The sequence below is a fragment of the Xanthomonas sp. NCPPB 3582 genome, from assembly GCF_041475735.2.
Taxonomy (GTDB): Bacteria; Pseudomonadota; Gammaproteobacteria; order Xanthomonadales; family Xanthomonadaceae; genus Xanthomonas; species Xanthomonas codiaei.
Map to the genome: position 1 here is coordinate 4,159,422 of NZ_CM192968.1, position 12,282 is coordinate 4,171,703.

The 12,282-nt window shown below is 67.2% G+C and carries 11 protein-coding genes; 6 read left to right on the forward strand and 5 right to left on the reverse strand.

The window, feature by feature from the left end; translation table 11 throughout:
- Window positions 1–38: 38 nt before the first annotated feature.
- The 3 genes from ACCQ05_RS17720 to ACCQ05_RS17730 all read right to left on the reverse strand — a co-directional run bounded on the left by ACCQ05_RS17720 (window position 39) and on the right by ACCQ05_RS17730 (window position 3,954).
- Window positions 39–1,946 carry a glycosyltransferase family 2 protein gene (locus ACCQ05_RS17720; RefSeq protein ID WP_228962571.1) on the reverse strand — a complete coding sequence of 636 codons (1,908 nt, stop codon included), beginning with the start codon at window positions 1,944–1,946 and terminating at the stop codon, window positions 39–41.
- Window positions 1,947–1,958: 12 nt separating this feature from the next.
- Entirely contained in the window at window positions 1,959–2,861 is a 903-nt protein-coding gene (locus ACCQ05_RS17725) for a hypothetical protein (protein WP_372391800.1), read from the reverse strand.
- Between the two features lie 253 nt (window positions 2,862–3,114).
- Complete coding sequence (locus tag ACCQ05_RS17730; RefSeq protein ID WP_372391802.1) at window positions 3,115–3,954, reverse strand: glycosyltransferase family 2 protein; 840 nt, start codon at window positions 3,952–3,954, stop codon at window positions 3,115–3,117.
- Between ACCQ05_RS17730 and ACCQ05_RS17735 the strand changes: the two genes are divergently transcribed.
- The 5 genes from ACCQ05_RS17735 to ACCQ05_RS17755 all read left to right on the forward strand — a co-directional run bounded on the left by ACCQ05_RS17735 (window position 3,953) and on the right by ACCQ05_RS17755 (window position 9,342).
- Window positions 3,953–4,186: a hypothetical protein gene (locus tag ACCQ05_RS17735; protein WP_372391804.1), complete on the forward strand. Its 234-nt coding sequence runs from the start codon at window positions 3,953–3,955 to the stop codon at window positions 4,184–4,186. The genes ACCQ05_RS17730 and ACCQ05_RS17735 overlap by 2 nt on opposite strands.
- A gap of 145 nt (window positions 4,187–4,331) precedes the next feature.
- Window positions 4,332–5,492, forward strand: coding sequence for a phosphotransferase enzyme family protein (locus ACCQ05_RS17740; protein WP_372391806.1), 1,161 nt, complete (start codon window positions 4,332–4,334; stop codon window positions 5,490–5,492).
- A 29-nt stretch (window positions 5,493–5,521) separates the two neighbouring features.
- On the forward strand, window positions 5,522–7,693 hold the full coding sequence (locus tag ACCQ05_RS17745; RefSeq protein ID WP_372391808.1) for a TonB-dependent receptor: 2,172 nt from the start codon (window positions 5,522–5,524) through the stop codon (window positions 7,691–7,693).
- Between the two features lie 239 nt (window positions 7,694–7,932).
- Window positions 7,933–8,508, forward strand: a complete 576-nt coding sequence (gene pnuC / locus ACCQ05_RS17750; protein WP_372391811.1) for a nicotinamide riboside transporter PnuC — start codon at window positions 7,933–7,935, stop codon at window positions 8,506–8,508.
- Window positions 8,509–8,613: 105 nt separating this feature from the next.
- Entirely contained in the window at window positions 8,614–9,342 is a 729-nt protein-coding gene (locus ACCQ05_RS17755; RefSeq protein ID WP_372391813.1) for a UTRA domain-containing protein, read from the forward strand.
- 18 nt (window positions 9,343–9,360) lie between these two features.
- Here the strand turns inward: ACCQ05_RS17755 and ACCQ05_RS17760 are convergent, their stop codons facing one another.
- Both ACCQ05_RS17760 and ACCQ05_RS17765 read right to left on the reverse strand, forming a co-directional pair.
- Window positions 9,361–10,131, reverse strand: a complete 771-nt coding sequence (locus tag ACCQ05_RS17760; protein ID WP_372391815.1) for a substrate-binding domain-containing protein — start codon at window positions 10,129–10,131, stop codon at window positions 9,361–9,363.
- Window positions 10,132–10,294: 163 nt separating this feature from the next.
- Window positions 10,295–11,077, reverse strand: coding sequence for a type 1 glutamine amidotransferase domain-containing protein (locus tag ACCQ05_RS17765; protein WP_372391817.1), 783 nt, complete (start codon window positions 11,075–11,077; stop codon window positions 10,295–10,297).
- 240 nt (window positions 11,078–11,317) lie between these two features.
- On the opposite strand from ACCQ05_RS17765, the gene ACCQ05_RS17770 reads away from it, so the two are divergent.
- On the forward strand, window positions 11,318–12,223 hold the full coding sequence (locus tag ACCQ05_RS17770; protein ID WP_372391820.1) for an AraC family transcriptional regulator: 906 nt from the start codon (window positions 11,318–11,320) through the stop codon (window positions 12,221–12,223).
- Window positions 12,224–12,282: the final 59 nt, after the last annotated feature.

Here is a 12,282-nt window from a genome sequence, read left to right on the forward strand (position 1 = left end):
ACGCCGGCAGGCCGCTGTCGCGACGCGCGGCAGGCGGCTCACTCTTCGAGTGCGGCGCGGCGCTCGTCTTCCGAATGCTTGCTGATGCCATGCGTGGTCTTCTCCCAGTAGAACGGATTGTGGATCAGCTGCCAGAGCCCCTTGTAGCCGGCGATCGATTGCAGCACCCAGTAGAACGGCACCGTCAGCGCATACGGCGCCAGCTTGAAGTAGTCGCGCTTGAACGCGGCCACCAGCGTGATGTAGATGAAGAACGCATTGGCCAGCAGCAGATTGACCAGCGACACCGCAGCCAGCCAGGGTGGAAAGATCGCCTCGAAGAAGCGCGCGCCGCTGACCACGCTGATCAGGCACAAGGTCCACATCAGCGGCACGCCCAGCGCAATGAAGAAATTGCCGCCGATGAAGAACTGGAAGCCCCAAAAGCCCTTGAACCCGGTGCTGCGATACAGGTGCAGCGGGTCGCGCATGTGCACCAGCCAGGTCTGCATGTAGCCCTTGAGCCAGCGCGAGCGCTGCCGGATCCAGTTGGGAATGCTGACGTTGGCTTCTTCGAAGGTGGTGGAGTTCACCACGTTGACGCGGTAGCCGTTCTGGATCAGCCGCACGCCCAGGTCGGCGTCTTCGGTGACGTTGTACGGATCCCATGCGCGCACCTGCCGCAGCACATCCAGCCGGAAGTGATTGGAGGTACCGCCCAGCGGAATCGGGATGCGCAGGTATTCCAGCGCCGGCAGGTAGAAGTCGAACCAGAGCGTGTACTCCAGCGTGAACATCCGCGTCAGCCAGTTTTCGTCGGCGTTGTAGTAGTTCAGCCGCGCCTGGATGCACACCACGTCCTGTTCGGCCTTGCGGAACGCCGCCACCACGCGCTTGAGCTGGTCCGGCTCGGGCTTGTCTTCGGCGTCGTAGATGGTGAGCAGCTGGCCGCGGGCGAAATGCAGCGCGTAGTTGCAGGCCTTGGGCTTGGTCTTGGGCTGCGAGGGCGGCACCCGGATGATTTCGAAGAACGCTTCCAGGCCGAGCTTCTTGGCCGCCTCGATGGTGTCCACGTCGTCGGCTTCCAGCACCAGCTTCACGTCGAGCTTGCTGATCGGGTAATCCAGCTTGCGCAGCGCGTTGGCCAGGATCGGCAACACCTCCGGTTCCTTGTACATCGGCACCAGCACGGTGTAGACCGGCAGCTCGTCGTCGCGCAGCGCGGCCACTTCGTCCTTGGTGACCTTGATGTCGATGCGGTGGCGCGAGCCGAACCACACCAGCAACAGCTTCAGGCCGAAGGTGGCCAGAAAGCCCAGCGCCACCAGCACGTTGACGGCAATCAGCGCCGGCACCGGAAACGCCGCCAACGTCACCACCAGCAGCGCGGCCAGCGCCCACAACGCGATCTTCTGCCGGTGTGTGACCACCTGGCGCGCCGAGTAGGTCGGCGCATGCGCGGCGAGCAGGTTCAGCGCGTTGTCGGTGAGCTGCTCGTCGGCGTGGCGTTGCAGGCTCCAGATGATGTCGAACTTGGCGGTGCCGACAAAGCGCACCTCCTCGCCATAGTGCGCGCGCGCCCAGGCGAACAGCGCCGGGTCCGGGTCGGCCACCGCCAGCACCAGCACGCCGTCCTCGCGCCGCCACGGCAGCAGCAGGCGTTGCGCGTAGCTGTCCAGATCGGCCGCGACCAGCAGCGCCGGATCCGGCGGCTGCTGCACCAGATCGATGAACTCCAGCCCGAAGTGCGCCGCCACGATGGCGTAGAAGCGCTGCGCCGGCACCCCGCGCTGGGCCAGGATCACATCGCCCAGGCGCGAATTCCAGCGCTGCTGCAGCGCCAGCGCCGCACGCAGTTGCTCATCGGTGATGACGCCTGCCGACACCAGCGCACGACCCAGCAGCCCGCGTTCGCGGCCGATGTCCGGCGCCCGTCCCAGCGCATCCATGTCGCAGGTGACCGTCATGGCGTGGCCTCCTCAGAACCGCCACCAGGCGGCCACGAAGGGCCCGCCTGCGGCGCCGGTATTGCGGCCCATCACCGGCTGCTGGTAGCCCAGCTGCCACTGGCTGCCGCCCGGCGCGGTGTACAGCGTGGACAGCTGCAGCTTGGTGAGGTCGTAGTTGGTGCCGGTGGCGACGAAGCCGACGCCGCCGGCCGTGCCGGCCACATCGACGTTGCCACGACCATTGCCCAGGCCCTGGATCACGTTGAGTTCGCCCAGCAGCAACCAGCTTGGGGTCAGGCTCAGGCCCGTGGACGCATCCACCCGCACTTCGTCCGACGCCGCGCTGCCGCGCAGGCGCACTGCGCCGCCCAGGTCGACATAGCCATTGCGACCACCCAGCGTGTAGCCACGGCCGCGGCTGTAGCGCAGCTCCAGCCCATAGTCGCCCAGTCCAAGCGCAGGATCGGAATTGGCGTCGGGATTGTCCGGATGGTAGGTCTTGCTGCGGCCATAGGCAGGAATGCTCACCAGCGCCTGCACCGAACTGCGCCAGACATCGTTCTGCCCGCTGGGCAACGCATACCGCAGACCGACTTCCTGATCGGCAAAGCCGGTCGTCGAGGTCTTCTGCCGCCCGTTGACGGCATCGTGGCTGCTGAAACCCACATCGCTGAAATAGAAATTGCCGATGAAGCTGAGCCGCTCGGTCAGCCCATGCTCGACATACACATTGAGCTGGTCCTGGCGACTGCGCCCGTTGCCATCGAATTGCTGGCCATCGCCAAAGGTGGTGCGGTGGTGGCTGTCGTCGAACCATCCGCGGCCATCGCTGTGCAACGCCTTGACGATCACCAGGGTGTCGCCTTGCGGCTGGGTCCAGGCACCGGCCGTGGCGGCGCCCGACAGCGCACAGCCCACGACCAGGGCCGACATCGTGGCCAGTGCCAGCCGGCCAGATGGACGCGACAGACCGGCTGCCGGGACAACCGGACGCGACTGCAGACGGGCAGGACACGACTGACGTACCCGCGAGCGCGGGTCGTTCCTTGGAGACATTTGTACGATTCCTGATGGGGGACCCGTTAGGGACAGGAAGCACGGGCTAGATCACACTTCGTCGCGCAACGTATCACAGTTGCGAACGCTTCCCCATCACGAAATTATCACCAATTTAACGCGCCAAAATTCATTTCGCGCGCAACAATCTCGGCACCTGGACAACGGCGTGGGTCCAGATCGCCAACCACACGCCCACCCGGGTCGGCAGGCCGCGCTGGCCTGCCTCGAACTTGCGGAAATAGCGCCACAGGCCGCGATGCTTGTGCCACTCCACGAAGAATGGCCGCGCACGGCTGGAGACGCCGCGCACATGCACCACCTGCAGATCGTTGGCCACCGCAACCAGCGCACCGGCCTGGCGCGCGCGCCGGCACAGGTCCAGGTCCTCGGCATGCAGCCGGTAGCGGCCATCCCAGCCCTCCAGCCGGTCGAACAGGCTGCGCTGCATCAGCATCAATGCGCCGGAGATGGCATCCACCCGCTGCAATGCCGTGGACGGGTCGGCCGGCACCGCCAGTTGGGCGGCGGCACGCGGCGCGCGCAGCATCGCCGCGAAGTCGGGGTCGCGCCGACGCACGGCCGCATCCGGCCGGCCCTGTTCGTCCACCTGCTCCACCCCCAGCAGCACGGCGGCGTGCCCGGCGGCACGCGCGCACAGTTGCACCAGCGTGTCGGTCTCGACCATCAGGTCCGGGTTGATGAAGACCAGCCAAGGGGCGTGCGAGTCGCGCGCGCCCTGGTTGCAGGCCGTGGCAAAGCCGGGATTGTCCGGGTTGGCGATGAAATGCACGCGCGCATCGGCCAGGGCATGCCGCTGCACCACGTCCAGGGTGTCGTCGCTGGAGGCGTTGTCGACAACGCGGATTTCGCTGATGCCCTCGGCCGCACGCAGCCGCGACAGGCAGGCATCGATGGTGCTGCTGCTCTGGTAGGTGACGACGACAGCGGCGATCTGAACAGGGGTCATGCGCGCATTATCCGGTGACCAGGCGTTGCCGCGCCATGGCATGCGCGCGCAGCGCCCACAGCACACCGGCATGGCGGCCGGCACCGGCAGCGGGCATACTGCGCGCCCGACGGCCGCCCAGCGGCCCGCGTCGGTGCCGTTCGCGGCGCCCCTCTACTCGATCCAAGTGATGACAGCCAGCAACCGCACGGTTTGCCGCTGCCTTTTCACCTTCTGCCTCGCGGCGGCCTGATGCGGCCAGCGCGGCAACGACGGCCCGGCAGCGCCGTCCTTCGTAGCGCCGGCCTGCATACCGGTCCCGCCCATGCGCTTCCACCAGGCTGGTCTATACCACCTGCCGCTCGTGCAGGCAGCGCGTACGCGCCCGGGGGTGCCCGATGAGTGCCACCCATCAGGTCCACGGCATGAGCCTGGAGCTGGCGCTGCCGGACTGGCCAGCCTTGACGGTGGACGAAATCCAGCGCGTGCTGCAGCGGTTCGCCGGCATCGGCGGCGGCGAGGTGGTGCGCTGGCACAGCGCGCGCCCGTTCTCCGCGGCGGCCTGCGTACAGACCGCCGCCGGGCCGGTGATCGTCAAGCGCCACCACTGCAGCGTGCGCAGTGTCGCGGCCTTGCGTGAGGAACACAGCTTCATGGCGCATCTGCGCTGGGCCGGCGCACCGGTAGTGGAGGTGTTGCATGCGGCCGGCGGCCAGACCGCACTGGCGCAGGACCAATGGGTCTATGAAGTGCAGCGCGTCGGTCACGGCCAGGACCTGTACCGCGATGCCTTGTCGTGGACGCCGTTCGCCGACCGCGCCCATGCGCAGGCGGCAGGCGAGGCGCTGGCACAGCTGCACAGCGCGGCGCAGGGCTTCGATGCGCCGCCACGCTCCACCAGCGTGCTGGTCGCCAACCTGCAGCTGTTCTCGCAGGCCGAGCCCTTGCTGGCGCTGCAACGCGCGCTGCCGACGCGGCCGCACCTGGCGGCGGCCCTGCAGCGCTTTGCATGGCAACGCGACCTGGCCACACACCTGCTGCCCTGGCATGCCAAGGCCTGGCCGCTGCTGTCTGCGCCGGGTGCGATGCCGCCGCTGTGGACGCATGGCGACTGGCATGCGTCCAACCTGCTCTGGACCACCGACGCCGACGGCCACGCCACGGTCAGCGCAATCTTCGACTTCGGCCTCAGCGACTGCAGCAGCGCGCTGTTCGATCTGGCCACCGCCATCGAACGCAACCTGGTGCCCTGGCTGCAGCTGGATGCCGGCGCGCGCGCGCGGCCCGAGCTCGCCCAGCTCGATGCCTTGCTGGACGGGTACGCCCTGCACCGCCCATTGACGGGTGCGCAGCTGCGTTGCCTGGCGGCGCTGTTGCCGATCGTGCATGCGGATTTTGCGCTGAGCGAGATCGACTACTTCGCCGGCATCACCCGCTCCGCCGACAACGTGGACATCGCCTATCACCGGTACCTGCTCGGCCATGCGGACTGGTTCGCCAGCGCCGACGGCCAGGACCTGCTCGCGCATCTGCACGCGCGTGCGCACCGCGCGCCATGAGCGCCTTCTTCTCCTCTCGAGTCTTTCGCATGCCTGCATTGCGCCCCACCCTGCTCTCCCGCTGCCCGCTCACGCTCGCATTGGCGCTGTGGCTGGCCACCCCGGCGCTGGCACAGCAACGCCCCGACGCCGACGACGCGGTGGAACTGGACGCGGTGAATGTGCGTGGTCAACGCAGCGACACCGCCACCGCGCTGGGCGGTTTCGGCGCCACCGGCCTGCTCGATGCGCCCGCCTCGATCGCCGTGATCGAGCGCGCGCAACTGCTCGATCGACAGGCGCGCGTGCTCAGCGAGGTGCTGCGTGCCGATGCCTCGGCCGGCGATGCATACGCGCCGATCGGCTATTACGAAAACTTCGTGGTGCGCGGCTATTCGCTCAATGCCGCCAACAGCTACCGCATCAACGGGCTGAGCGCGGTGGGCGAACAATCGATCGCGCTGGAAAACAAGCAGCAGGTGCAATTGCTCAAGGGCCTGGCCGGGCTGCAGTCGGGCGTCAACGAACCGGCCGGGCTGATCGACTACCGCACCAAGCGGCCAGAGCACGTGCGCAGCGTGACCCTGGGCACCGACGAGCAGGGCTCGCGCTACATCGCCGCCGATCTGGGCGACTGGTTCGATGCCGGGCGCACGCTGGGCCTGCGCGTGAATGCCGCGCGCGAAGAGATCGACAGCTATGTCGATCACGCCGATGGCTACCGCAACTTCCTGTCGCTGGCCGGCGACTGGAAGATCGCCGCGCACTCGCTGCTGCAGCTGGACGTGGAATACCAGCATCGTCAACAGCGCTCGGTGCCCGGCTATCAATTGCTGGGCGGCACGCAGGTGCCCCGCGACATCGACGTGCGCCGCCTGCTCGGCTACCAGCCGTGGGCACGCCCGGTGGAAATGGACACGCTCAACGCGCAACTGCGCTATGCCTACCAGTTCAACGACGACTGGCGCGCCACCGCCGAAGCGTCGCGCAGCCGCTCGACGATCAACGATTTCTCCGCGTTCGCCTGGGGCTGCTATGGCGCCGCCAGTTGCGCCGACATCGCCACACCCAACTTCTTCAGCGCGCAGGGCGAGTACGACATCTACGACTACCGCAGTCCCGACGACACCCGCGTGCACGACCAGCTGCGCGCCACGCTGGAGGGCCGCGTGGTCACCGGCGCGCTGGAACATCGCCTGAGCATCGGCGGCGACTGGCTGCGCCGCACCATCGACCGCTTTGGCTCGGTCAACGAATTCGTCGGCAGCGGCCACATCGATCGCGACCCGGACGTCTTTGCGCAGACCGATGTCGCCCTGGACCCCAGGCAACGCCGCCTGGATAGCCGCCAGCGCGCGCTGGTGCTGGCCGACCGCATCGGCCTGGGCGCCGCGTGGGAACTGTCGCTGGGCGCGCGCGCCGTACGGTTGGACGAGCGCGCCTTCGATCGCGACGGCCTGCTGGAACGGCGCACGCGCAAGGACGCGGTCTTGCCGCAGGCGGCGCTGTTGTTCAAACCGCAGCAACACGTATCGCTGTACGCCAGCTACGCCAAGAGCCTGGCCGCCGGTGGCACCGCGCCCTGGTTTGCCGACAACGCCGATGAAATCCTGCCACCGACCAACGCCTACCAGCTGGAAACCGGCGCCAAGCTCGACCTGGACGGCCTGCGCCTGGGCGCGGCGCTGTTCGATATCCGCCAGGCGTATCAGTTCACCCAGCCCCAGACCGACGGTGGCCTGCTGTTCGTGCAGCAGGGACGCCTGCGCAACCGTGGGCTGGAATTGTCGGCCGATGGCGCGGCGACCGAGCAGCTGCGCCTGTTCGCCAGCGTCGCGGCCATCCGCGCGCGCGCCGAAGACACCGGCATTCCCGACTACGAAGGCCACCAGGCCATCAACGTGCCCAAGCTGCGTGCCAGTCTGCAGGCCGACTACAGCGTGCCCGGCATCGATGGTCTGGCGGTGCTGGCGGGCGTGCAGTACAGCGGGCGCAAGTTCGCCGACCGGCTCGGCAACGCCAGCGTGCCGGCCTATACCGTGGCCAATCTGGGTGCCCGCTATGCCACCACCGTCGGCGGGCTGGCGACCACCTGGCGGTTGAACGTGGACAACCTGTTCGACAAGCGCTACTGGCGCGATTCGGGCGAATACCAGGGCGATGCCTACCTGTTCCCGGGCGCGCCACGTACCGCGCGCATGACGGTGCAGGTGGATTTTTGAGCGCTGTCGCCCCCATCCGCCCTTCGGGCACCTTCCCCCGCACGCGGGGGAAGGACGTGACGTCTGGTAGCCGCTCCAAGGCAGGAGCTCAGCGACGAGGGCGCTGTGGCGTTTCCATCGCACGCAGCTTCGGGGCATCGCACGGCATCCACTTCCGCATCACGGTGTTGCACGGGTTGCAGCTCTCCCACCGCTTTCCGCTTTCCGCTTTCCGCTCTCTACTTTCCATCAGGCATTGCATGTCGTTGCTCGAATCCATCGCTGTCGTAATCAACCTGCTGGGCGTGTGGCTGACCGCGCGACGCATCCGCTGGTGCTGGCCGGTGGGTATCGTGGCGGTGGCCTTGTACGCATGGTTGTTCTACCAGTGGAAGCTTTACTCGGACATGCTGCTGCAGGGCGTGTACGTGCTGACCCAGCTGTATGGCTGGTGGCAGTGGCGACAACACAGTGGCGTGCAGGCACGCATCCGCCCGGTGCCGATGCCGCAGCGGGAGCTGTGGCTCTGCCTGTGTATCGGCGCGGTCTTCGCGGCCGCGCTGGGCGGCTACATGCACCACCGCACCGATGCCGCACTGCCCTGGCTGGACGCGGCGCTGGCCAGCTTCAGCCTGGTCGCCAGCGTCTGGGCCGCGCGCAAGCGCATCGCCAACTGGGTGCTGTGGATCGTGCTCGACTGCATCTATGTGGGCGTGTTCGTCAGCAAGGGGCTGTATCCCACTGCCCTGCTCTACGCCGGCTTCGTGGCGCTGGCCGTGTACGGATGGCGTAGCTGGAAATCCCAACAGAACCGGAATCTGTCTGCGCCACATTGAGCCGGGGGCGGTTTGCCTGTGCATTTGTCTTTACCATCGCCGCATGCACCACTTCCCATCTGTCGTCCTGCCGATGTTCCAACTCCCAGCCTGGCGACGTACCGCATGAGTGCGTCGCGCCAACACGCCATCACCGAAATCATCTCCGCACAGATCACCGCCGGCGAATGGGGCCCGGACCAGCGCCTGCCGGTGGAACGCGCGCTTGCCGAGCGCTTCGGCTGCACCCGCATCACCTTGCGCGAGGCCCTGCAGCAACTGGAAGCGCAGGGGCGCATCTACCGCGAAAACCGCCGCGGCTGGTTCGTCAGTGCACCGCGCGTGCGCTACGACCCCACCAGCATCGCCGGCTTCATGCAGTACGTGGCCGCGCAGGGGCGCAAACCGCGCACCGAGCTACTGAGCGCGACCCGGCAACCCGCAGGCGCCGCATTTGCCGCCACCCTGCGGCTGGAGTCGCCGTACGAGGATGTGTTCGTGCTGCAGCGCCGGCGCTGGATCGACCGCCGTGCGGTGCTGCTGGAAACCAACGTGGTGCTCGCCGCCTGGGCGCCGAGCCTGCTCGAGCACGATCTGGCCGGCTCGCTGTCGAGCGTGTTCAACCAGAAGCTCGGGCTGTTCCTGAGCCGCGCACAGCTGTCGATGCACCCGGCCGGACTGGATGCCAACCAGGCCATGCTGCTGCAGTCCACCACCGGCACGCCGTGTTTTCGATTGCAACGCATCAGCTTCGCCGAAGACGGCCGCGCGGTGGAGCTGGATATCGAATCCTGGCGCCACGATGCGCTAGAAGTGGTGGTACGCACCGATGCGCCAACGCATGCCGTGCGCTAGCGCGCGCCGCATCCGTCGCTAGAGTGGGCCGAACCCTGCCTTTTCCAGCTCCGCCGCAACAGCGGGTGTCGCCAGATAGGCGATCAACGCCGCAGCCGCAGCCGGTTGCCCGGCACGCTCCGCGATCGCCGCGGCAACCACGTTGGCGCGTTGCAGCGCTTCGGGCAGCGGCCCGACCACCTGGATGCCGGGAACCGCCAGCAATTCGCTCATCTGCTGCAGACCCACCTGCGCCTGGTTGCGCAGCAACGCCTGGCCGACCAGTTCCGGCGCTTCGATGATCCGGAGCTTGCCGGCCAGCTGGTCGGCGATACCCAACCGGGGCAGCAGGCTCTCGGTGACATATCTCCCGCTGATGCCATCCGACAAGGCCACCGAGCTGGCGGACAGCAGACTGCGGCGCGTGCTGTCGACGGTGCCGATGTCGGGCCTGTGCGCGCCCTGTCTCACCGCCAGCCCGATACGCGAGGTGGCAAGACCCACTCGGGTTTTGGCCCGAAACCGACCGCGCCGGATCTGGGTCTGCAGCGCATCGTCGATCATGATCGCCACATCGACCGGCTGCCCCCTGCCGATGCGCACCGGCAGGGAATCCTGCGCCGATCCATAGGAGGCGCCCCAGGAAAACAACAGACGATGTCCGGTGGATCGCTCGAAATCCGGGGCGATCCGCTCCAGCACCGGTCGCATCGCGGTGGTGGCCAGCACCTGCACCTCTGCTGCATTGGCGTTGGCATCGGCGATCAGCAACCACAGCGCCGCGACGGCTGCGGCGCGCGCGGACCGCATTGCGAAGTTGCACCAGCCTGCCATCGGCGTGTCGGTCATCGTTGCCCCCTGATCACGCGCCGCGTGCGGCGATTGCCTCCAGGTGTGCCGAACGCCAGGCACGACGGACGGGCGATACCGGCACGGATAACGCGCCGGCCTGCGCACGTCGCTGCACGGCGCATCAGCGCCCACGCAGCGCATTGACCACCGCCTCGCCCACCCCCTTGGCCGATGCGGGGTTCTGCCCGGTGATCAGGCGGTCGTCCACCACGACGCGGGACTCGAAGATCGAGGCTTGCTCGAACCTCGCGCCGGCATCCTTCAAGGCCTGTTCGAGTTCGAAGGGAACGATCGTGTCGTAGTGCCGGGCGGCCTCTTCCTCCGCGGTGAACGCGGTCAGGCGGCGCCCGTCGATCAGCCGCGCGCCATTTCCCAACCTGACATCGACCAGCCCGGCAGGACCATGGCATACCGCGCTGACGATGCCGTGGTTGTCGTAGATGGTGCGCACGAGGGCGCCCAGCTCCGGATTGTCGACGAAGTCCCACATCGGGCCATGCCCGCCGACCAGCAGGATCGCCGCATAGTTCGCCGGGTCGACCGTCGCCAGCCTGAGCGTGTTGCCCAGCTTGTTGCGATGCTGCGGGCTGGTCCAGAAGTCCAGGTTCGCCTGATCCTTCAGATCGAAGCCGTCGAACGGCGCCAGGCCGCCCTTCGGGCTGGCGATGTCGTAATCCACTCCCGCGTGATCGAAGACTTCCACAGGGTGGGTCAGTTCCGGAAACCAGAATCCGCCCACCAGGTTCGGCGCCTTCTTGTCCAGGCTGGACACCACGATCAGGACGCGTTTTTTTGCCGGACCTGGTGCCGTGGCATTGGCCGCTGCCGTGGCATTGGCCGCCACGGCGGTGCCAGCGGCCAGCAACGACAGGACGATGACGATGGTTCTGAGAAAGACATGCACGCGTGGACACTTCTGCTGGGTGGTCGTCGGCCAACCGGTGTCGGCCTGGAAGCAGGCTAGTTGCAGCCACCCGGACGGATAAGGCGCAAAGTTCCGAATCTTTTGCCCGATCCTGCAAGCACGCGCAGCAAACGGTTGCGGCACCGCGGGCCGCACGCCTACAGTGCGACCATCTTCAGCGGTGATGTCCCGATGGCGCCTGGCCGGCACGCGTTGCACCTTTCGACGCAGATGCAGGAGATGGCCAGGCGCATCGGCGCGCTTGCCACCAGTGACGGATTTCTGCCGTCGGCGTTGCCGGAGGTGCGGCTGATGCGTTCGGGCAGGCATCTGTCCCGCAGGCCGATGATCTATGCGCCCAGCGTCGTCATCATTGCGCAGGGAAGAAAGCTCGCCCGCTTTGCCGACCGGACATTCACCTACGATCCCGGTCACTGCCTGACGCTCAATGTTCCATTGCCGTTCGAGAGCGAAACCTTCGGCACGCCGTCCGAACCGGTGCTGGGCATGGTGGTGAGGATCACGCCCGCCCTGGTCACCGAGCTGCTGCTCCAACTGGATGCGCCGCCGCCGGAATCGGCGCTGCATGCCATGCAGGCCTGCCCGATGGATGACGCACTGGCGGACGCGGCGCTCCGCCTGCTGGCCTGCATGCGGCGTCCGGAGGAGGCACGCATCCTCGGGCCGGCACTGATCCGTGAGCTGACCTATCGGCTGCTCGACAGTGCGCATGGCAGCAATCTGCGCGCGCTCGGCCATACCGGCAGCCGGTTCGGCCAGATCGCCAAGATCCTGAACCGGCTGCACACCGACTATGCGCAGGACCACGACATCGAACGCATGGCGCGCGACGCCGGAATGAGCCTGTCCTCGTTCCATGCGCATTTCAAGCACATCACCGCCTCAACGCCATTGCAGTACCTCAAGACGATCCGGCTGCATCGCGCCCGCATGTTCATGGTCAACGAACGCATGAGCGCGTCCCAGGCGGCCGCGCGTGTCGGCTACGAGAGCGTGTCGCCATTCGGCCGCGAGTTCAAACGGCTGTTCGGCGATACTCCCGGCAACATCACTGCGCAACTGCGCGCGATCCTCAGCGAACGCGGTATCGCGCAGTTGCATGGCACACCGGAATTTTTCGACTGACCCGTTGCCCCTGCGCTACCGAACGTCGATGTCCTGTTGCGCAGCTGGCGTGTCCTTTT

Coding starts and splice junctions, on each gene's coding strand:
- ACCQ05_RS17720 (WP_228962571.1), bottom strand. CDS start 1,946: ATGACGGTCACCTGCGACATGGATGCGCTGGGACGGGCGCCGGACATC.
- ACCQ05_RS17725 (WP_372391800.1), bottom strand. CDS start 2,861: ATGTCGGCCCTGGTCGTGGGCTGTGCGCTGTCGGGCGCCGCCACGGCC.
- ACCQ05_RS17735 (WP_372391804.1), top strand. CDS start 3,953: ATGCGCGCATTATCCGGTGACCAGGCGTTGCCGCGCCATGGCATGCGC.
- ACCQ05_RS17730 (WP_372391802.1), bottom strand. CDS start 3,954: ATGACCCCTGTTCAGATCGCCGCTGTCGTCGTCACCTACCAGAGCAGC.
- ACCQ05_RS17740 (WP_372391806.1), top strand. CDS start 4,332: ATGAGTGCCACCCATCAGGTCCACGGCATGAGCCTGGAGCTGGCGCTG.
- ACCQ05_RS17745 (WP_372391808.1), top strand. CDS start 5,522: ATGCCTGCATTGCGCCCCACCCTGCTCTCCCGCTGCCCGCTCACGCTC.
- pnuC (WP_372391811.1), top strand. CDS start 7,933: ATGTCGTTGCTCGAATCCATCGCTGTCGTAATCAACCTGCTGGGCGTG.
- ACCQ05_RS17755 (WP_372391813.1), top strand. CDS start 8,614: ATGAGTGCGTCGCGCCAACACGCCATCACCGAAATCATCTCCGCACAG.
- ACCQ05_RS17760 (WP_372391815.1), bottom strand. CDS start 10,131: ATGCGGTCCGCGCGCGCCGCAGCCGTCGCGGCGCTGTGGTTGCTGATC.
- ACCQ05_RS17770 (WP_372391820.1), top strand. CDS start 11,318: ATGGCCAGGCGCATCGGCGCGCTTGCCACCAGTGACGGATTTCTGCCG.